The sequence below is a fragment of the Micromonospora sp. LOL_015 genome (genome assembly GCF_048060275.1).
Lineage (GTDB): Bacteria > Actinomycetota > Actinomycetes > Mycobacteriales > Micromonosporaceae > Micromonospora_E.
Genome location: NZ_JBHMIO010000005.1, coordinates 117,793 through 138,099 on the forward strand (window position 1 = coordinate 117,793; position 20,307 = coordinate 138,099).

Below are 20,307 nucleotides of genomic sequence, written 5' to 3' on the forward strand. Positions count from 1 at the left end.
GCGGCAGGCCAGGCGAGCCGGCGTGGGTCAGCGACTCTCGGTGCCCCAGTGGTCGTCGGCGCCCCAGTTGTCGCTGGTGTCCCAGCGGTCCCGGGCCGGCGCCGGCTGGGCGGGCAGGGAGGCCGACCAGGACTGCTGGCCGCCGGTTGGCGGGTCGGATGGCCACCCGGCCTCGGTCCGGGCCGGCTCCGACCAGTCCGCCGGCTGACCGTCGTAGTAGACCGGCTCGGGTTCACCAGTCGACTCGCCTGCGGTCTGCTCGGCTTCCTGGGCCTCGTCGGCGTCGTCGACCGACGTCGACCGTGGCCGGCCGAACGTCTCCACCAGACGGGTCACCGCCAGCCCGACCACCACCGCGACGGCACCGGTGGCGTACAGCGCGATGTCGAGGTCGCGCAGCTCTGCGTACCTGATGAAGAGGGTCAGGCCGATCACCGCCAACACGGTCCCGAAGACACCGCCCCGGCGGCCGAATACGCTGGTCCCGCCGAGCAGCGCCGCACCGATCGCCACCGCTGTCCACTCCAGCCCCACCGACGGGCTGACCGGGCCGTTGCCGACGGCGGCCAGCAGCACCCCGCCGACCACCGCGAAGACCATCGACAGGATCAGCGCACCGCTGGTGACCAGCGCGGCGACGCCGCCCCGCCGATCGGCCGGATCGGCAACCGGGCGGAACCGCCCGACCCCCCGCCGGATCGACTTGATCGTGCCGAGGGATCCACCGAGCAACGCCAGCACGACGAAGCCGCCGAAGAGCACGAACGCCTGGCCGGTCGGGTCGAAGGCACCCTGCAGGTCGACCGGGCCGGACCGCTGCTGGATGAAGACGACCGCCACGCAGGCGGCGACCAGACTGCCCGCCCAACCGGACACCTGCAGGCCGGTGACCAGCAGCGCCGTCCCCGCGCCGAGCACCACCGCCCAGATGGTGCCGGTGACCAGCACCGGCACCACGCCGTTGTCGCCGTTCTCGGCGAAGTGCAGCGCGGCGGCCACCGCCACCGGTCCGATGGCCAGGTTCGGCGCCCCGGCGCGCAGCGTGATCCCGGCGGCGAGCGCGAACAGGCCGAGCCCGGTCGCGTAGACCAGCAGCGGATCGCGGGTGCCGGCGCTGGTGAGGCCCGGGTCGACCTGGTAGAGGAGATAGCCGATCCCACCGACCGCCAGCAGCAGGATCAGTTCCCAGACGAGGTGCACGCCGAGTCGGTCCCGGCCGCGTTCGCCGTGGTAGGGGTCGTCGAAGACGTCGTCGAGCGCGGTGGACGTCAGGCGACGGCGGCTGTGCCGGGTGGTAGAGGAGCCATGCGTGGGCCGGTCCGCGGCAGCGGGCGAGTTCCCGGTCGCGGCAAAGTCCGCAGTGGTGGAGCGTCCGGTGGTGGAGAAGTCCGCAACGGTGGAGAAGGAGCTCGTCGAGTGGCCGGCCGGGCCGCGCCGACCGGGCTCGGCCGCCGGATACCGCGCGTCGCCGTAGCGGGTGTCGCCGTAGCGGGTGTCGCCGTAGCGGGTGTCGCCGTAGCGGGTGTCGCCGGGCTGACGGTGGCCGGTCGGATCCGAGGTGCTCGCGTTCCGCCGGCGATAAGGCGAATCGTCGTACGCCATACCGCGTCTCCTCTGGTCGCTCAATCGACCAGCGTGTGGCGTCCGCGCGGTGGCCCGGGCAGCCGTACCGGTCGCAGGCACCGTACCCGCGACCGGGTCCGGCCGTCACCCCCCGTATCCGGCCGAGATGCCCGGGACCGGGTCGATGCCGGGTTGGCACCGGCCCGGCGGACCGGCCTGACAGACTGGTCAGTCAGGAAGCGGAAGGGGTCAGTCGGCCGGCTGGTCCGGGGCGTCGGAGTCCTCCGGGCGGTTCGGGACCCGGCAGGCCCGCTCCAGCCAGAGCGCCGCCGCCACCAGCGCGACTGCGGCGACCAGACCGCTGCCGGCGGTCGGCAGGTCGTTGCTCGCCGCCCGGGTCGGCTGGATGAACAGCCACAGCACCAGACCGGCGTAGAAGCCGGCGAAGATCGCCCCGGCGAGGGAGGACGCCTTGGCCAACACCACGAAGCGGGCGGCGAGCAGCGGGTTGACCGGATCGTGCCCAGGCCGGCGGTCGACCCGGGCCCGGGTGTTCAGCGCCGCGTACCCTTCGAACACGGCCAATGCCGCCAAAGTCACGGAGGGTAGCCAGGGTAGGACCGGCATCCGTACGTACCAGCTGCTGATCACCAGCCAGCCGACCGCCGCGGCGGCCAGCGCCGCCACCACCAGGGTGGACGACCTGGTAGGCCCCATCCGCGGCTCGTCAGGCTCCCGTCCACGCGGACTGACTCCCGGTCCGGTCACGGCAGCATCAACCCCGGCAAGGTGATCGACAGACGCACGTTCACTGGGTCGACTCTAGCGGCAGATCCGGTCGGGGGCGCAGTTCGAGCAGGTCCCCGGCGACCGGATCGTGGTTGAGCAGGTCGGTCAGCCAGCCGTGGCCGGGCAGGTGGCCGTACGGCTGGATGTCGATCCACGGTCGCAGCACGAACGCCCGCAGCCGTGCCCGGGGGTGAGGCAGCACCAGCTCAGGATCGTCGCTGAACACGGGGGTGTCGTCGTCGGTCCACACGGCGACGACGTCCACGTCCAGACTGCGGGGCCCGTACGGCCGGTCCGGGTCACGCACCCGCCCGGCGGCCCGTTCGAGGCCGCGGCACCGGTCGAGCCAATCGGCCGGCGCGGCACCCGGGTCGGCCACCAGCGCGACCGCGTTGAGGTAGTCGGGCTGCGCCGGGTCGCCCCATGGCGGGGTTTCGTAAACCCCGGAGACGACCAGCAGTACGTCGTCCAGCGACCGTACCGCCGCGCGCAACCGCCCGTACCGGTCACCGAGATTGCTGCCCAGCGCAAGCACCGCCCGGGTCACGGTCGGCTCCGGGTCAGCACGACCGCGACGTCGGTGAACGAGTGCGGAATCGGCGCCTGCGGCTTGTGCACGGTCACCGTGACCGAACAGACCCGGTGGTCCGCCAGGCACTGGGCGGCCAGCCGGTCGGCCAGCGTCTCGATCAGGTTCACCGGCTCGCCGCTGACGATCGCGACCAGCCGGTCGGCCAGCTCGCCGTAGTGCACGGTGTTGGTGACGTCATCCGAGGCGGCCGCCGGCGCGAGGTCGACGGTGAGCTCGACGTCGACGACGAAGTCCTGCCCGGTGGCCCGTTCCTGCGGGTAGACGCCGTGCCGACCACGGGCACGCAGCCCGGTCAGCACGATCCGGTCGGTCGTTGACGGCCGCACGGCACCCAGATTGGGCGACGGCCCTGCGGCGGGCTGGTGGTCGGTCATTGACGGCTCCCCGGCGGCTCGTCGGCGTCCGGGACGATCCTGGGGCGTCCGCTGGCCTGCCACACCGCCAGCGCGTCGACGGTGTCCCGGACGTCGTGTACCCGGACTCCCCAGGCGCCGGCGGCGACCGCCAACAGACTGGTGGCGATGGTCGCCGCAGCCCGTTGGTCGACCGGCCGTGGCTGGCCTGCCGGGTCGGCGAGCAGTTGGCCCAGGTAGGACTTGCGGCTGGCCGCGAAGAGCAACGGGCAACCGAGGTCGAGCAGCTCGGGCAGACGGACGGTGAGCTGCCAGTTGTGCTCCGCCCGCTTGGCGAAGCCAAGACCGGGGTCGACGACGAGCCGGTCGGCGGCCACCCCGGCGGTCAGCGCGGCGTCGATCCGGGCGGCGAGCTCGGCGCGGACCTCGCCGACCACGTCGCGGTAGTGCGCCAGGTCCTGCATCCGGTCGGAGTGCCCGCGCCAGTGCATCAGAATCCACGGGCAGCCGGCCTCGGCGACCACCTCGGCCATCCGTGGATCCGCCAGACCGCCGGAGACGTCGTTCACCACCACCGCCCCGGCGGCCAGCGCGGCGGCGGCGACCGTCGCCCGGGTGGTGTCGATGCTCATCGGTACGCCGGCGGCGGCGAGCGCCCGGACGACCGGAAGCACCCGGGCCGCCTCGGTCGCGGCGTCGATCCGCACCGCGCCCGGCCGGGTCGACTCACCGCCGACGTCGATCAGGTCGGCGCCGTCGCGGTGCAGCCGGACGCCGTGGGCGACGGCGGCGTCGAGGTCGGCGTACCGCCCGCCGTCGGAAAAGGAGTCAGGCGTGACGTTGAGAACGCCCATCACGACCGGCCGGGCCGGCCGCAGCAGATCGGTCACGGGTAGGACGGTACCGGCGCGGCTCGGTGTCGGCCGGCAGAGGGCATGCTGGGTACTCTCGAACCAGACAACGGCGGCACGGCGGCGCTGTCGGTCGAGTTGCACGCAGCTTGTACCAGACAGGGGTGGCCCGTACGCTTTGCAGTTGCTGGTGGTCAGCGAGGGCAACGCCGAGGAGAAGGGCTGAAGTTGGACAAAAAGCCCACAAATCTTCACCGTACGCGGTGATCGCCGGACGCAGGGTCGAAACTCGCGGCACGACCCGACACGTCCGTGAGGCTGGACAACTGCAGTGCCCCGGCTTCGCCGGCCGCACACCGGGGAGGTTCCCATGATCGAAACAACGCTCGTCGACACGGTCAACGCCGCCATGGCCTCCGTTGTCGACACGCTGCCGCTACTGGCCGCGCCGGCCGGTGAGCCGGACCCGGCACCGACCGGCTTCAACACCGAGGGCGTTGTCTCCTTCCTTGCCAGCAAGGTCGCGCCGATCCTGCTGGCGGTGCTGGGCGTGATCTTCATCGGCCGGGCCAGCAAAGGTGAGATCTCCAAGGTCCTGACCAGCTCCGCGATCGCGATCGTGGGTTTGGCGTTCATCGCCGGAGCGGCGACGCTCTTCTTCGTCGGCGACTACCTCATCAACCTGATGTTCGAATAGAGCGCGGGGCACAGGATGCGGCTGCGTACCGACGACGACATCTACCGCGCCCGGCTGGTCTACCTCGGCCCGCCCGGCTACACGTTGCCGATCCACCTGCCATATGCCCAGTACGGGGTCTTCATCCTCCTCGTACCGCTCTACATGTTCATCCACTGGGCGTTCACCTTCACCGTGGAGCTCTTCCCCGCCTGGGAGATCGCACTGGCGATCGTCACCACCTCCTTCATCTTCCGGTACGTCGACCCGGATCGGCCCGCCCGGATGGTGGTCCGGACCGCCCTCACCGACTGGCGCCGCACCAGGGAACCCGCCGCCGAACAGCGAGACCCGCGGCTGGTCGCCAGCCACATCCGGATTCGGGAGGAGTTGGCATGACCCGCACCAACCACCGAACCACAGCCGCCGCCCACCCGGCTGGCGGGCGGCGTGAGGCGATGGCATGAGCCGATCAACCCCGCCGGGCTCCTCCCACCCGGCCGGCCAGCCGGCCGGCACCCGCGGTAACGGTAAGCGATCGAGCGACTACGACGCCGCGCTGGGCGAGTCGACCGACACCGGACTGGTCACCAGCCCCAGCCACGGCGCGGTCGCCTACTTCCAAGCACCCGCAGCGTCCCGCAGCAGCCGGCCGACGCGGACCCCACCGCCGGCGCCACCAGTGCCCACCCCCAGAGCCGGTATGAGCGACAACACCGACATCGACTCGCCATTCCTGGACCTTTTTCCGGGTGCCGGCCCGGCCGGTGGCCACCAGCCGGGCCGCACGCCACGGACGGCAATCCGGCGCTCGGCCCAACACGACGCGATCGCACCACCAACGCAGCACGACGCCATCGAACCGCCCGCCCGACACGACGCGATCGCACCGCCGGCCCAGCAGACCGCCATCGGACCGCCCACCCGCCACGATCCGCAAGGAACTCCCGGCGACGCGTCAGCCAGGAACACCCCACCCGCCGGTCCGATCGGCTCGGCGCTGTCCGGTTCCCCCGACCCACCGGTTCAGCGCCGGACTGCCATGCCCACCCCGCGTACCACCGGCGGCCCGGCCCCCGCAGCCGAACCGGCCGCACCGCGCGACGGCCAGCCGGTCACGTCGGCGTCCACAGTGCCGCCGGCACCGGTCCTGCCGCCACCGCCCACCGCCCCCCGCCGGCCCGGTCCGACCAAGCAACCCGTTCGGAACCGGCCCGACTCGGCACACCCGGCCGAGGCAGCGCAGCGAGATGGCACACCAGCGCAACGCCGGCCACCGGCGATGCCGCAGCACGCCGCACCAGCACCCCAGCAGCACGCCGCAACCGCACCCCAACAGCGCACCGCACCCGCACCGGTGCACCAGCCGCCGCCGGCCAATGCACCGGTCCGCGGTAAGGGCAAGGGCAAGCGGGCCCGCCGGCGGGCCGACGAGGCCGACCGACCGGACAAGTTGATCAAGCCGGTGCCGATCCGCCCCCCGAAGGTCAAGTTCACCGACCGGGATCCGGCCGCCGAACTCGCCATCACCGAGATCGCCGGCCATCTCACCTTCACCCCGAACACCGTCACCGCCTGGTACTGGCTGCCCGAGGTACGCTGGGCGTTCCGGCCCGACGCCGAGCGGGAAGTGCTGCTGTCCGCCATCTCCGAGCAGTACGCCGGCCTGGCCGGATTCCGGGTGCACCTACGCCGCACGACCCGGCCGTTCCCGGCCGACGAGTGGGCCCGCACCATCGACTCGCTGACCAGCAACCCCCTGCCCAACGTCTCCGACGCGGTCTCCTGGTCCGACCATCTGGTCGCCGCCCAGCGGCACCTGATGGCGGTCAACCACGCCGAGGGGCAGACCTACCTGGGCATCACCTTCGCCCGCCGGTCGCTCGGCGACTCACTGTCCGAACGGGTGCTGCGGCTGTTCGGGCGCGGCGTCGCCGAGAGCGAACGCCGCCGGCTCGGCCGGATGGTCGAGCAGTTCGACGAGGTGCTGGGTGCCTTCGGCATGCGGGGTCGACGGGTCACCGCCGGCGAACTCGAATGGCTACTCTACCGGTCGGTCGCGCTCTGCATGAACCCGCCAACCATGCTCTCGCCGGTGCGGGACGGCAACTGGGACCGCGGCGACCTGCTCGCCCTCACCGAGCAGGTCGAGCGCTACCGTACCCCGTACGGCTCGACGCTCAAGCTGGTCAACCGGATGACCGGCGAGGAGCGGCACGTCGCGGTGCTGGCAGTCGGCCGAATGGAGCCGCTGGAGATCCCGGAGCGGCACGAGCCATGGATGCACTTCCACGAACGGCTGCCGTGGCCGATGGAAATCTCCTCCCGGATCGACCTGCTCGGACCAGCCGACTCGTTTCGCAACCTGGAGCACCGGCTCCGGATGATTCGCTCGCAGCAACTGGACTACGCCGAGCACGGCATCGACGCGCCGCCGGAGTTGGAACGGCTCGCCAAGCGGGCCCTGCACATCGGTGACGAGATGACCACCGGCCTGCCGGTCGAGTCCGCCCGAGCGCACGGCTGGCACCGGATCGCCGTCGGTGGCCGGACCCGCGAAGAGTGTCTGGAACGGGCCCGCCGGCTAATCCAGCTGTACTCCCGGGAGATGCGCATCTCGCTGCAGCATCCGAAGAACCAGGACTGGCTGGCCCGGGAGTTCATCCCTGGGGAGCCGGTGGCGAACACCGGATACATCCGGCGGATGCCGGTCAACCTGCTGGCCGCCGCGCTGCCGCAGGCCGCGTCGACGGTCGGCGACCGGCGCGGCGACCTGATCGGGCGTACCGCCGGCACCTGCCGCCGTCCGGTCTTCCTCGACCTGCACTTCCCGATGGAGGTCCGGGAACGTTCCGGGCTCGCCGTCTTCGTCGCCGAGCCGGGCGGCGGCAAGTCGACGCTGCTCGGCGCCCTCGGCTACCTGGCCGCCCGGCGCGGCGTGCAGGTCACCCTGCTCGACCCGTCCGGGCCGCTGGCCCGGCTCTGCGCCATGCCGGAGCTGCGGCCGTACTCGCGGGTGCTAAACCTGACCGGTTCCGAACAGGGCACCCTGGCGCCGTACTCACTCATCCCGACACCGGTGCGCGGCGAGTTCGCCACCGGAGCCGCCGGCGACCGCGAGTACGAGATTTCCGTATCGAACGCCCGGGCCGAACGCCGGATGCTGGTCCAGGACATCTGCATGATGCTGGTGCCGCCGCAGGTTGCCCGGGAGTCGTCGACGGCCACGCTGCTGCGGCACGCGGTCCGCCAGGTGCCCGCCGAGGAAACCTCCACCTTGGACGATGTGGTCGCCTGCCTCAGCGGGCTCGACGACGACGGCCGTGAGCTGGCCAACCTGCTGCTGGACACCGCCGAGATGCCGCTGGCCCTGCTGTTCTTCGGTGCACCGGAGCCGGGCCTGCTCGGTGCCGACGCCGCGCTGACCGTGATCACCATGGCCGGGCTACGGCTGCCCGACCTGAAGATCGAACGCGAGTACTGGTCGGCCGAGGAGGCGTTGGCGCTGCCGATGCTGCACACCGCCCACCGGCTGGCGGTACGCCGCTGCTACGGCGGCTCGATGGGGTCGCGCAAACTGGTTGGCCTCGACGAGGCGCACTTCATGGAGGGCTGGCGGTCCGGCCGGTCCTTCCTGGTCCGGCTGGCCCGTGACTCCCGCAAATGGAACCTGGCCGCGCTGGTCTCGTCGCAGAATCCACGGGACATCCTCGGGCTGGACGTGCAGAACCTGGTCTCCACCGTCTTCGTCGGCCGGATCGCCGAGGACGAGGAGATCGCCGCCGAGGCGCTGCGCCTGCTGCGCGTCCCGGTGGACGACGGTTACGAGGCGACGCTCGCCTCGTTGTCTAGCGTAGACAGTTCTTCCGCGAGCCGGCTGGGCTTCCGGGAGTTCATCATGCGCGACGTGGACGGTCGGGTGCAGAAGGTCCGGGTGGACGTCTCGTACGTGGACGGACTGCTCGATCATCTGGACACCACACCCGGTACGCCGCAGGCGGCACCCGCCGGTCTGCCGACCGCGCTCAGTGACCTGGAGGTATGACGTGGCGAGGACCGCGACCCGGTGCACCGCGCTCCTGCTCGCCGTCCTGACAGCCGCCGTGGCGAGCATCTCCTGGCCGGTGCTCGGCGCTACCCCGCCGGCCCAGGCCGCCCCGGTCGCGCCGGTCGCCCAGCTGCCCGCCCAGGCACCGGTCGACCTGTGTCCGGTCGAGGCCTGGCAGGCCGACTTCCGGGCCTGTCTGGACCGGCTGCAGGACGTCAGCTCGGCTCGTGCGCAGTGCCTCGACCCGCCGGCACCGAGCGCCCCCGACTCCGGCTTCGGCGGCTGGTTCGCCACCCAACCGGAGCAGACCGAAGGTGCCAGCGGGCTGTACATGAACTACGGGTACGCCGGCTACCGGTTCCCGACGTACGACCTCAACGGCGGGTGCGCCTCCTCGGTGGTGAGCGCCGACGTCGGCGTGTTCAACGGGGTCGCCAACCTGGAGATGATGGTCGCCACCGCAATCGTCGGGGCGTCCAACGCGATCCGGGAACGGGCCTGGGACCCTGGGACCATGTACGCCTGGGCCGACCCGCTGGTGGCGCAGGCGACCACCGCGATCTACGACGAGGTCTTCACGGTCTTCGGGCTGATCACCCTCTGTGTGGTCGGTCTCTACCTGATCTGGCGGTCACGTCAGTCGGACATGAGCAACATGATCACGACGGCCGGCTGGGCAGTCCTGATCATGGTGGTGGTGACCGCGATCGCCGCTTGGCCGGTCCGCTCGGCGAACCTGGCGGACGACGCGCTGACCAGCACACTGGGTGTGGTCCACGAGGCTGTCGGACCGCGGGCCGTCGAGATCCCAGCCGAGGAGTGCCCGGAAGCTGACGCCAAACGCTGCTCCGATCAGCGTCCGCCAGCGGTCCGGGCCAGCGACACCATCACCTCGGCCATGTTGTACCGCAACTGGTTGCGCGGAGTACTTGGCTCGGCGGACAGCCCGACAGCGGAGAAGTACGGCTTCGCGCTCTACGACGCCCAGGCATTCACCTGGTCGGAGATCGAATTGATGCGTGCCGATCCACAGCGCCGGGATGCCATCCTTTCGCAGAAGAACCGGCAGTGGATGACGGTCGCCGAGCAGATCCGCACCGAGGATCCGGAAGCGTACGAGCATCTGCAGGGCATCCGGGAGATGGACCGGGTCGGCACCGGCCTGATCGCCATCTTCGCGGCAGCCATGTTCGCCATGTTCGACCTCGCCGCGTCGCTGCTGGTTCTGCTCGGGTTCCTGCTGTTCCGCTGGGCGGTCGTCGCCGCGCCGATCCTCGGGACCATCGGTCTGCTCCGGCCGGCCGGAGCGGGGATGCGTCGACTCGGCAACGCGGTCGTCGCCGCCGTCTTCAACATCGCGATCTTCGGCACCGGGGCGGCCGTCTACCTGTTCGCCGTCGACCTGATCATGAGCACGCCCACCTTGCCGGGCTGGCTGCAGGTGGTACTGATCTGGCTCTGCGGCATGGTCGGCTGGCTCCTGCTGCGTCCGTACCGACGGATCACCGACCTCGGCGGCCGGGACGGCGGCGGCAGTTCGTGGCACCTGCGGTACTTCCGGGAGACCCGGGAGACCCGCGAGCCCGAGCAGGTCGTGGTCAAGTCCAAGGACGGACGGGACCAGACCGTCGTCAAGCAGACCGTGGTGCGGCCGGAGGCCCGGTTGGAGGACCCGAGCAGCGACAAACCCGCCGGTGGTGCCGGCGGCACCGGACCGGCCAGGGATCGGCCGGACGGCCGGGAGGACGGCTCCGAACCCACCACCCAGCCCGGGTCGCCACGACCATCGAGTCGCCCCCGTCGTGCGTCGACGTGGACCGCGCCCGACGTCCCAGCCGAAGAGCACCAGTACGCCGTCTACCGGCCCGACAGCACCCGCAAGTCCGACGAGGCGCCTAAGCCGCGCATCCGCACCGAGGCCCGGTGACCTGGAATGCGTACCGTCGTCGCCTTCCTGACCCGGTTCCTCTTCCGGTCCCGGGTCGGGCTGGCGGTCGTGCTGCTCGTCGTCGTGGTCAGCGTGGTCGGCGTCGGTCAGGTCGTCGGCCGTGATGACGGGACCAGCGGACCGCTACTGGGTGCACCGGGTCCGCAACCCGCGTTGACCATCGACCCGACCGCCGGTGACGACGGAATCCGGTCGGTGGCACCCGCACCCGATCCGGTGACCAGTCCCGGTGCCGCCGATCCGCCGACCGTCGCCGTCGCGTTCGCGACCGCCTGGCTCGACCGCGGCCTCGACGCCGAGCAGTGGCACGCCGGGCTGCGTCCGTACGCCACCGAGGAACTGGCCGGGAAGCTGGTCGGCGTCGATCCGGTGGCGGTGCCGGCCGAGCGGCTGACCGGTGAACCGGCGGTCATCCCGTACGGGACGAATCTGGTCGAGGTGGTGATCGAGGTGGATTCCGGTACGTTGCGGCTACGGTTGACCGGCCCCGACGGACAGTGGCTGGTCGACGGCGTCGACTGGGTGCAAGCATGAGCGACAACCCCGGCATGCGGACCCGTGCCGCCCGGCACGTCGCCTTGACCGTGGCGCTGACCGCGACGCTGGTGCTGCTCTGCTGCACCGGCGGGATCGGTGCCGTGCTGTTCAGCGACGACGAGCCGGACTCGGCGTTGTTCGCCACCTTCGGCTGCGGGCGGGACGGCCCGGTCGATCCCGACCAGGCACCCCGGGTCGGGCCGTACGGGCCGGACCAGGTCGCCAACGCGGCCGTGATCATCAACGTCGGTGCAGAGTTGTCGGTGTCACCGCGCGGCTGGGTGATCGCGGTGGCCACCGCCATGCAGGAGTCGGCACTGCGAAACCTGGGGCATCTCGGCGACCGCAACGACCACGACTCGGTCGGACTGTTCCAGCAGCGGCCCAGCCAGGGCTGGGGCACCCCGGAACAGCTACAGGATCCGGCGTACTCCTCGCAGAAGTTCTACCAGAAGCTGCTCACCATCGATGGCTGGGAGACGATGGCGCTGACCGACGCCGCGCAGCGGGTGCAGGTCAGCGCCTTCCCGGACGCGTACGCCAAGCACGAACCGTTGGCGACCCGGATCGTCAACATCCTCACCGGCGGCGCGGCCCGCGCGGTCGCCGGCCCGGACGGGCTGCTGCGCTGCGCCGCCGACGGCGAGGTCGCCGCCTCGGGATGGACCCGGCCGGTGCCGGGCAACGTCGGGTCCGGCTTCCGAACCAGCTCCCGGCCCGGGCACAACGGCGTGGACATCGCCCAGCCGAAGGGCACCCTGATCCGGGCCGCCTCGGCCGGCCGCGTCATCGTCTCCCGGTGCGACCCGGACCAGTACGGCCGCCTCGACTGCGACGTGGACGGCTCGCCCAGCAAAGGTGGCTGCGGCTGGTTCGTCGACATCCTGCACGCCGACCAGGTGATCACGAGATACTGTCACATGGTGAAGCGGCCGGAAGTTGACGAAGGCGACCTGGTCGACGCCGGACAGGTGATCGGCGAGGTCGGCTCCAGCGGCAACTCGTCCGGCCCGCACCTGCACTACGAGATCCACCTCAACGGAGACCGCAGCAGCCGCGGAGCCGTCGACCCGGTGCCGTTCATGCGGGAGCGGGGCGCGCCGCTCGGCGAGAGTGGCTGACCGACCGGAGGAGCTGAGTTGACCCGGGAACCGATGCCGGATCCGTTCGCGGACCAGCCGGACTGGGCACCTCGACCGCCGCGACCGACGGCGCTGGTACCGGCCGCCGTCGCAGCCACGTTACGCGGCCGGCGGGTCTGGGTCGGCCTGCCGGGCACCGGATGGCGCGGCGACCTGCGCGGCGACGAGAAGGTCGTCCAGCGCAGCCGCACCTACGTGCCGGTGCTGCCGGAACAGGAGTGGTACCGGGCCGAATCGGAGGGGGTGGAGGTGTTCGCTCCCCTGGTGCCGGCCGACCGGGTCTGGGTCGAGCAGCCGGACGACACACTGACCGCCCCGGGGCGGGGCGACGTGCTGTCCCGGCTCGTGTCGCTGGATGCCCCGGCACCCCGCTTTCCGGTGCCGGTGGTCGACGCGGGGCCGCTGGTCGGCCGACGGCTGGTGCACATGGACGACGGTCAGGAACGCCGTGACCTACGCGCGGTGACCGAGTTGCACTCCGGTGCCGACGGGGACATCTGTGTCCGGGCGGCCACCGAGTTGGCCTGGTACCGGTGGGTGTGGACGGGCCAGCCGCCGGAGACGATCGAACTGCCGGTCCATCTGGTCTGGGTGGAGTGACATCGACCGGTCAGTCCAGCCGATCCACCTGGCAGACCCGCCAGTCGCCCTCGTCCACTGCAGTAATCCGCCAGCGGTCCGTCAGCCTGTTGATCAAGCCGCTGGAGGCCATCCGACGTTCGATCACCACCGTCAGAACCGCGTCGCTGTCCGTGGCGTTCTCGGTAGTGAGCTGCCCGATGGTTTTCGCGGACAGCGTCCCTTGGCGCTGCTCCCACTCGACGATGCTGTCGCGGTAGGCGGCAAGAGGTGCGATCGACGGATCCTCGCAGAGGTGCAGTGCGGCGACGGTGTCGTCGCGCTGTACCAGGTAGGCCTCGAGGAAGCCCAGCGTCGCTGATTCGGGGGTGCCCCGGTCGGGGGTGGTGACGCTCGTGTAGAGGACGAACGCGACGCTGACGCCACCGAGGCAGAGCAGCGCGGTGATCCCGGCGGCCAGCACCAGCGCCAGCCGTAGCCGGCGGCCGGGTGGCACCACGGGCGGTGCTCCGACGCCAGGAGCGGTCCGTTGCCGGGGCACCCGTTCGCGGCGTACGGGGGCCGCCGGCCGGGTCTGCTCCACCCCTCGACAGTATCCGCCGCGAACGTGAGACTGAATAGCCGGTCCGAGTCCTAATTGGTCGCATATCCGGCGAAGCACCCTGGCGAGTACTGATCGGGCGAGAAACGTCGGTCACCCCGCATCCGGTTGCGGACCGGCTGGGATACCGTCTCAGGTCTGAACTCAACCGGCGCCCACGGACGGGCTGCCGTACAGCGCGGTAGGCAGGTGGTCGACATGGGCAGGGACCTGGGCCGCGCCGCCGCGTTGCACCGCTCGGCGGCAGCCGTCGTCGCCGCGCTGAGCCAGGTGGAAGCGGCCGCCGGCCGACGTTCCACCGGCTCCGATCAGCATGAGGTCGCCGAGCAGCTCCGCAGCCTCGCGGCGCGGCTGGCCCCCGGCTGGTGGGGCGCTCCGCTCGACGCCCAGACCCCAGCAATGCCGATGGGCGGTCTCGACCACGTCGGCCACCTGCGGATCGGCATCGCCCAGCCACTGGACGACGCCCGGTTCCCGGTGGTCGTCCCGTTCCTCGGCAACGGTCATCTGACGCTCGACGGCGATATCCGCGACCGGCGGGTCGCCGGACTGCTGCGCGCGGTACTGCTCCGCCTGCTGGCCGCCGTACCGCCGCAACGGCTTTCGGTGCGTACGGTGGACGGCGTCGGCACTGCGGGCGAGGATGTACTCGGCCCCTTCCGGCCGCTGATCGGGGCCGGCGTCTTGCGTTCGGCCGCCACCGACGTCACCGGGCTGCGGGCCGCGCTGGCCGAAGCGGAGCAGTGGATCCGGCCGGCCCGACCGGCGGTCGCCCGACACCACCGGCAGGGCCGGTTCATGCTGCTGATGATCGCCTCGCTGCCCGAACTCACCGACGGTGCCGTACTCGACTGGATCGCCCGGCTTGCCCAGGTGGGCCCCGAGCATGGCCTGCATCTGGTCGTCGCCGGCTGGCCGCCACCTCCGCTGGACACCGAACAGGCCCGGGCCGACCTGCCGCGGAGCACCATGGTGCGGCTACGGAATCCGTACGTCCTAGTCGGTGACCCGCCCGGAGACACCTTCCGCGACCTGCCGGCCGGAGCAGGTGGTGACCACCTCGGCGGGCTCGACGCGCCGGTGTATCTGGACCGGCAACCGCCTCAGCAACTGATCGATCAGGTGTGCGCGGAACTCGTCACCCGGGCCGAGGCTGGTTCCCGTCCACCGCTAACCGATTTGCTGCCCGATCCGGTGGGCGGCCCGGTCGCCGAATCCGCCGCCGACGGGCTGATGGCCGCAGCGGGGTTCGACGGGCACCGCCCGGTCCTGCTCCGGTTCAACGACATCACCCCGCACTGGTTGGTGGCCGGCCAGGCCGGCTCCGAGGTGGACGGGTTCCTGACCACCATTCTGTACGGGTTGGCGGTTCGGCACGATCCCGCCGAGGTGACCGTACATCTGGTCGATATGTCGCCCGGCGAGTCGTTCGCCAGCGTACTGCCCGGCGCCACCGACCCGTCCGGGCTGCCGCACATCGCGTCGGCCGGGGTGGACGCCGACCCGGAGTACGGGCTGTCGGTGCTGCGTCAGTTGGCGGCGGAGGTCGACCGGCGATCCTTCCTGGCCGCCCGCAATGGGACGACCCGGTTCGCCGAGCTCGCCGCCGCCACGGGCACGACCCGCGTGCTCTGCGTCCTCAAGGACCCGGCTCCGATGCTGGACCTGAGCGAACCGGTCGCCGACGAGTCACTCGACCTGCTCGGACGGATCGCCAGGGGCGGACGCGGCAGCGGAGTCCACCTGCTGATCGCCGACTCCGGGACCGGCCCGGCTCCCAGGTCGGAGCAGAGCATCGGACCCGACGGGTCTGACGGGTCGGGCGGCTGGGCGGGGTCGGGCGGCTGGGCCGGCCCCGATCCGGCCGACAGGTCGACCGGCGGTGGCTGGTGGCGGCGGGAGTCGCTGCTGAGCCAGTTCCCGGTCCGGGTGGTGCTGGCCGGCGGTGACTGGCTCCTGGAGCCGAACAACGACGCCGCGGTCGGGCTGCCGGCAGGTCGGGCGGTGGTGAACACCGCAGGCGGGCTGGGCGGCCCGCGCGGGGCGACCCGCGGCCACGAACGCACCGTCGACTTTCCGGACCCGTACACCGACCGGCCGGGGTTGGCCGGGCTCCGCCGCAAGTTGTGGTCCCGCCGCGCGGCTGACGCCCGGCCGCCGCAGGTCTTCGCCGGCTACCGCCAGCCGGAACTCGAATCGGACGAGACATACCAGCGGGTGCTGGCCGACCCGCCGGACACCCCGGCCGGGCTCTTCGGCCGGGCCGTCGAGCTGCCGGGGCGGACAGCGGAGTTCCGGTTCGAACGCGCCCCCGGTCGCCACCTCGCCATCTTCGGCTCCCGGGACAGCACGGCGGATCTGCTGGCCACGGTGGTGCGCAGCGTCGCGGCGCACCACCGGCCCGGCACCGCCCGCATCCTGTTGCTGTCGATGGGCGAGCACGACCGGGAGCAGTTAGCCGGGCTCGCCCGAGCGGTCAACGGCCGTCAGCCAACCGAGGTCGTGGATCTGGAGGTACTTCGGACGCTGGGCGATGCGGCTGGCCCCGCGTACGTGGTCATCGCCACGGCCGACATTCTCGAACTCGGCGGGCCGGCCGCCGCCCGCCTGCGCAACCTGTTGGATTCCGGGCCGGCCCGCGGCATCCACCTGGTCTCCGGCTGGGAGCAGCCGGAGCCGTTCCTGGCATTCCTAGGTCCAAGTTCGGATCTGATCGCCGGGATCGTCCTGCTCGATCGACCAGTGACCGACCAGGTCGAGCGGGTCGCATCGGCTGGGTTGGCCGGTCCGACCAGGCCAGCTGGGTCGGGCGGGCTCGCCGGCCGGCTGCCGGCCTGGCGTCCCCGCCCGCAGCGTGGACTGTTGTACGACGCGCAGACCGACCGGCGCACCGTCTTCGTACCGTTCCAACCGGCCCGGTCCGTGGCCGGCACCGGGGAGGAACCCGCCGTGGCCGACACTGGGGAGGGCGCGGCGTGACGGGGAAAGGCACCGGAGGCGAGTGGGCGGAGTACGTGGCGGCCGCCCGGCGGCTGGCCCGGCTGCGCCACGGCCAAGGGCTACCGACGGACGGTCCAGCCGGCGACCGGCGCCAGGTGGACCTGACGGTGCTGCGCGACCGCCTCGCTGTCCAGCGGCGTCAGCTGGTCGGGTTCGGCGTACCGCCTGACGTGCTCGATCCGGTGCCGCCGGAGGTAGCCGCAGTCCACGCTGCGGTCAGTGCATCAGCCGAGGCTTCGGCCGGTGCCGCAGTGGGGATGCCTGCCTCCCTGACCGGCGAATCATCGGCTCGGCAGGCGGCGATCGCGCGGGCGCACGCGCAGATCGACGCCGCAAACGGCGACCTGGCCGTCGCAGCGGGTCCGTCCGGCGGTCCCCAGCCGTGGCTACGCAACCTGCTGGTGTACGGGCCGTTCGCGGCGATCGTACTGATGATCCAGTTGGCCATGTTCGTGGTTGCCGGAGACCGGGCGCCGGTGGGCTACGCCCTCGGCTGCGGACTGGTCCTGCCGCTGGTCGCGTTCGGCCTTGGTTGGCTGGCGATCGGTTTCGTGTTCGCCGGGCCGGGCCAACGGCCGGACCGCACACCGTTGGTGGGGGCGCTGGTCTGCGCGGTCCCGCTGGTGCTGGCGTTGGTGCTGGCGGCACTGATCTCGCTGCTCGGGTGAACCGGGCAACTGGTGTCAGCCGTGCGTGAACCTGAGCCGCCGGGCGAGAGACCGGAAACAGCCGGCGTCAGCTGTGGATGATCAGGCTCATCGCTTCGGCGCGGGACTTCGCGTCGCGTTGGAACACACCGCGGACGGCCGAGGTGATGGTGCGGGCGCCGGCCTTCTGGATCCCGCGCATCGCCATGCACATGTGTTCGCACTCCAGGACGGTCACCACACCACGCGGCTCCAGCCGGCTCATCAGCATGTCGGCGATCTGTGCGGTGAGCCGCTCCTGGACCTGTAGTCGTCGGGCGTAGACCTCGACCAGGCGGGCCAGCTTCGACAGGCCGGTTATCCGGCCGGTGGTGCCGGGGATGTAGCCGATGTGTGCCACGCCCCGGAACGGCAGCATGTGGTGCTCACACAGCGACATCACCTCGATGTCGCGAACCAGCACCAGCTCGTCGTGGTCAGCCTCGAAGGTGGTGGTGAGCACCTGGGCCGCGTCGGCCCGCAGACCCGCGAGCAGCTCGGCGTAGGCCCGGGCGACCCGGGCCGGCGTCTGGCGCAGCCCGTCACGGTCCGGGTCCTCGCCGACGGCGATGAGGATCTCCCGTACGGCGTGCTCGATCCGGGTCAGGTCGACGGAGCGCTCGACCGGCGTGCCGTTGAGCTTGCCGTTGATCAGCCGGGCGGCGAGATAGTCCAGCGCGTCGTCGTCCGGTTCGGTCGACGACGGGCTGGACGGTAGGTTCGGGCTGCTCAGGAGGTGCCGTCCGAGTTCGCGGACATGCCGCCGTCCGAGTTCGCGGACATGCCGCCGCCGAAGACGGCCTGTGCCCCGTCGGCGACCGCCTGCCGGCCGAGGTCCTCCTTCTCGGCCGGGGTCAGCACCGGCGGCTCGGTGGACGGTTGCCGCTTGCCGAAGCCGTTGAAGGGTGCCATCGGTGGCCGCTTGACCACTCGCTCGCAGATCCGGGCCATGTCGGACTGGGAGATGGTTTCCTTCTCCATCAGCTCCAGCACCATGGTGTCGAGCACGTCGCGGTACTCGACCAGAATCTCCCAGGCCTCGTCGTGGGCCAGCTCGATGAGGGCGCGGACCTCGCTGTCGATCTCGGCGGCGATCGAGTCCGAGTAGTCCCGCTCGTGGCCCATGGTCCGGCCGAGGAAGGGCTCGTCGCCGTTGGTGCCGTACTTGACGGCGCCGAGTTTGGCGCTCATGCCGTACTGGGTGACCATGGCCCGGGCCAGCGCGCTGGCCTTCTCGATGTCGTTGCCGGCACCGGTGGTGGGCTCGTGGAAGACCAGCTCCTCGGCGGCCCGGCCACCGAGGGCGTACGCCAGAGTGTCGATCATCTCGGCGCGGGTCTGGGTGTACTTGTCCTCGGTCGGCAACACCAGGGTGTGGCCCAGCGACCGCCCCCGGGACAGGATGGTCACCTTGTGCACCGGGGCGGCGTGTGGCAGGGCCCAGGCCACCAGGGCGTGACCGCCCTCGTGGTAGGCGGTGATCTTCTTCTCCTTGTCGCCCATCACCCGGGTCCGCCGCTGCGGGCCGGCGACCACCCGGTCGATCGACTCCTCCAGGGCCTCGTTGGTGATCGCCCGGGCGTCCTGCCGGGCGGTCAGCAGCGCCGCCTCGTTGATCACGTTGGCCAGGTCGGCACCGCTGAATCCGGGGGTGCGCCGGGCCACCGCGTCCAGGTCGACGTCCGGGGCGAACGGCTTGCCTCGGGCGTGCACCCGCAGGATCGCCTTGCGGCCCTCCATGTCCGGGGCGTCGACCGGGATCTGCCGGTCGAACCGGCCGGGGCGCAGCAGCGCCGGGTCGAGGATGTCGGGCCGGTTGGTGGCGGCGATCAGGATCACGCCGCCCTTGGTGTCGAAGCCGTCCATCTCGACCAGCAACTGGTTGAGGGTCTGCTCTCGCTCGTCGTGGCCGCCGCCCATGCCGGCACCACGGTGCCGGCCGACCGCGTCGATCTCGTCGACGAAGACGATCGCCGGGGCGTTCGCCTTGGCCTGCTCGAACAGGTCACGGACCCGGCTGGCACCGACACCGACGAACATCTCGACGAAGTCGGATCCGGAGATCGAGTAGAACGGCACACCGGCCTCGCCGGCCACCGCCCGGGCAAGCAGGGTCTTGCCGGTGCCGGGCGGGCCGAACAGCAGTACGCCCTTGGGGATCTTGGCGCCGAGGGCCTGGTACTTCGCCGGGTTCTGGAGGAAGTCCTTGATCTCCTGCAGCTCCTCGACGGCCTCCTCGGAGCCGGCCACGTCGGCGAAGGTGGTCTTCGGGGTGTCCTTGGTGATCACCTTCGCCTTGGACTTGCCGAAGTTGAGCACCCGGGACCCGCCGCCCTGCATCTGCGACATGAACAGCAGCAGCAGGATCACCAGGATGGCGATCGGCAGCAGGTTGACCAGCAGGGTGATGAAGATGCTGTCCGAGGAGACCTCGGCCTCGGCCGGGCCGGTGACCCGGCCGGCCTCCTTGGCGGCCAGCACGTCGGTCCAGATCTCGTCGCCGACCTCGTACGGGAACTGGGCCTCGATCCGGTCGGTCTCGGTGTCGCCGAACTCTTCCGGCTCGGCGAGGTCTAGCCGGAGTGTCTGCTCCCGGTCCTGGAATATCGCCTTGTCGATGCCGCCCCGCTCCAGCCGCTCCAGCGCCACCGAGGTGTCCACCTTGTGGTAGCTGGGGCCGTTGGTGAAGAACGAGCTGAGCGCTATCGCACCGATGATCACCAGGATGATCCAGACCACCGGCCGGCGGAAGAAACGCGTACGTTCCATACGTATGTCGAGCGCCGCAGCGCCCGGACCCTCCTGATCGACGTTCTGACCGTCTGGTTAGCCACTCCGGGGCGCCAACCGAGCGCCACGGTCATTCGAAGGTACACCGTGGTGACGAGGTGCGCGTCCGCGAGCCCGGTCGACCCGCGCTCCGTCCGCTGGTCCCACGTCGG

At 71.3% G+C, this 20,307-nt stretch carries 17 protein-coding genes; 9 read left to right on the forward strand and 8 right to left on the reverse strand.

Going from position 1 to position 20,307, the window contains the following annotated elements; all coding sequences use genetic code 11:
• Window positions 1-27 precede the first annotated feature (27 nt).
• The 5 genes from ACFHWU_RS07350 to folP form a co-directional block, all read right to left on the reverse strand.
• On the reverse strand, window positions 28-1,602 hold the full coding sequence (locus tag ACFHWU_RS07350; RefSeq protein WP_416590152.1) for an ABC transporter permease: 1,575 nt from the start codon (window positions 1,600-1,602) through the stop codon (window positions 28-30).
• Window positions 1,603-1,812: 210 nt separating this feature from the next.
• On the reverse strand, window positions 1,813-2,280 hold the full coding sequence (locus ACFHWU_RS07355) for a DUF3180 domain-containing protein (RefSeq protein ID WP_416590153.1): 468 nt from the start codon (window positions 2,278-2,280) through the stop codon (window positions 1,813-1,815).
• A gap of 91 nt (window positions 2,281-2,371) precedes the next feature.
• Window positions 2,372-2,899 (reverse strand): 2-amino-4-hydroxy-6-hydroxymethyldihydropteridine diphosphokinase, encoded by a 528-nt coding sequence (folK, locus tag ACFHWU_RS07360; RefSeq protein WP_416590154.1) that lies wholly within the window; start codon window positions 2,897-2,899, stop codon window positions 2,372-2,374.
• Window positions 2,896-3,318, reverse strand: a complete 423-nt coding sequence (gene folB, locus ACFHWU_RS07365; RefSeq protein WP_416590155.1) for a dihydroneopterin aldolase — start codon at window positions 3,316-3,318, stop codon at window positions 2,896-2,898. Before folB ends, folK begins: the two co-directional genes overlap by 4 nt.
• Window positions 3,315-4,187, reverse strand: coding sequence for a dihydropteroate synthase (gene folP / locus ACFHWU_RS07370; RefSeq protein ID WP_416552044.1), 873 nt, complete (start codon window positions 4,185-4,187; stop codon window positions 3,315-3,317). The genes folB and folP overlap by 4 nt, the downstream gene beginning before the upstream one ends.
• A gap of 370 nt (window positions 4,188-4,557) precedes the next feature.
• Between folP and ACFHWU_RS07375 the strand changes: the two genes are divergently transcribed.
• The 7 genes from ACFHWU_RS07375 to ACFHWU_RS07405 all read left to right on the forward strand — a co-directional run bounded on the left by ACFHWU_RS07375 (window position 4,558) and on the right by ACFHWU_RS07405 (window position 13,099).
• Entirely contained in the window at window positions 4,558-4,845 is a 288-nt protein-coding gene (locus ACFHWU_RS07375; protein ID WP_233606437.1) for a hypothetical protein, read from the forward strand.
• A gap of 15 nt (window positions 4,846-4,860) precedes the next feature.
• Window positions 4,861-5,223 (forward strand): hypothetical protein, encoded by a 363-nt coding sequence (locus ACFHWU_RS07380; RefSeq protein WP_416552045.1) that lies wholly within the window; start codon window positions 4,861-4,863, stop codon window positions 5,221-5,223.
• 64 nt (window positions 5,224-5,287) lie between these two features.
• Window positions 5,288-8,869 carry an ATP-binding protein gene (locus tag ACFHWU_RS07385; protein ID WP_416590156.1) on the forward strand — a complete coding sequence of 1,194 codons (3,582 nt, stop codon included), beginning with the start codon at window positions 5,288-5,290 and terminating at the stop codon, window positions 8,867-8,869.
• Window position 8,870: 1 nt separating this feature from the next.
• The gene (locus ACFHWU_RS07390) at window positions 8,871-10,799 is read left to right on the forward strand and encodes an MFS transporter (protein ID WP_416590157.1); all 1,929 of its coding nucleotides are present in this window, start codon (window positions 8,871-8,873) and stop codon (window positions 10,797-10,799) included.
• Window positions 10,800-10,805: 6 nt separating this feature from the next.
• Window positions 10,806-11,354, forward strand: a complete 549-nt coding sequence (locus ACFHWU_RS07395) for a hypothetical protein (protein ID WP_416590158.1) — start codon at window positions 10,806-10,808, stop codon at window positions 11,352-11,354.
• Complete coding sequence (locus tag ACFHWU_RS07400; protein WP_416552049.1) at window positions 11,351-12,478, forward strand: M23 family metallopeptidase; 1,128 nt, start codon at window positions 11,351-11,353, stop codon at window positions 12,476-12,478. Before ACFHWU_RS07395 ends, ACFHWU_RS07400 begins: the two co-directional genes overlap by 4 nt.
• 33 nt (window positions 12,479-12,511) lie before the next feature.
• Window positions 12,512-13,099, forward strand: a complete 588-nt coding sequence (locus ACFHWU_RS07405) for a hypothetical protein (protein ID WP_416567960.1) — start codon at window positions 12,512-12,514, stop codon at window positions 13,097-13,099.
• 10 nt (window positions 13,100-13,109) lie between these two features.
• On the opposite strand, the gene ACFHWU_RS07410 is transcribed toward ACFHWU_RS07405, so the two are convergent.
• Entirely contained in the window at window positions 13,110-13,661 is a 552-nt protein-coding gene (locus tag ACFHWU_RS07410) for a hypothetical protein (protein WP_416567926.1), read from the reverse strand.
• Between the two features lie 216 nt (window positions 13,662-13,877).
• On the opposite strand from ACFHWU_RS07410, the gene ACFHWU_RS07415 reads away from it, so the two are divergent.
• A complete protein-coding gene (locus ACFHWU_RS07415; protein WP_416552051.1) occupies window positions 13,878-16,658 on the forward strand; it encodes an FtsK/SpoIIIE domain-containing protein in 2,781 nt (926 codons plus the stop codon).
• Window positions 16,655-17,347 (forward strand): hypothetical protein, encoded by a 693-nt coding sequence (locus ACFHWU_RS07420; protein ID WP_416552052.1) that lies wholly within the window; start codon window positions 16,655-16,657, stop codon window positions 17,345-17,347. The genes ACFHWU_RS07415 and ACFHWU_RS07420 overlap by 4 nt, the downstream gene beginning before the upstream one ends.
• Before the next feature lie 67 nt (window positions 17,348-17,414).
• Here the strand turns inward: ACFHWU_RS07420 and folE are convergent, their stop codons facing one another.
• Entirely contained in the window at window positions 17,415-18,041 is a 627-nt protein-coding gene (gene folE / locus ACFHWU_RS07425; RefSeq protein WP_416552098.1) for a GTP cyclohydrolase I FolE, read from the reverse strand.
• A gap of 53 nt (window positions 18,042-18,094) precedes the next feature.
• Window positions 18,095-20,134, reverse strand: coding sequence for an ATP-dependent zinc metalloprotease FtsH (ftsH, locus tag ACFHWU_RS07430; RefSeq protein WP_416552053.1), 2,040 nt, complete (start codon window positions 20,132-20,134; stop codon window positions 18,095-18,097).
• Window positions 20,135-20,307 lie beyond the last annotated feature (173 nt).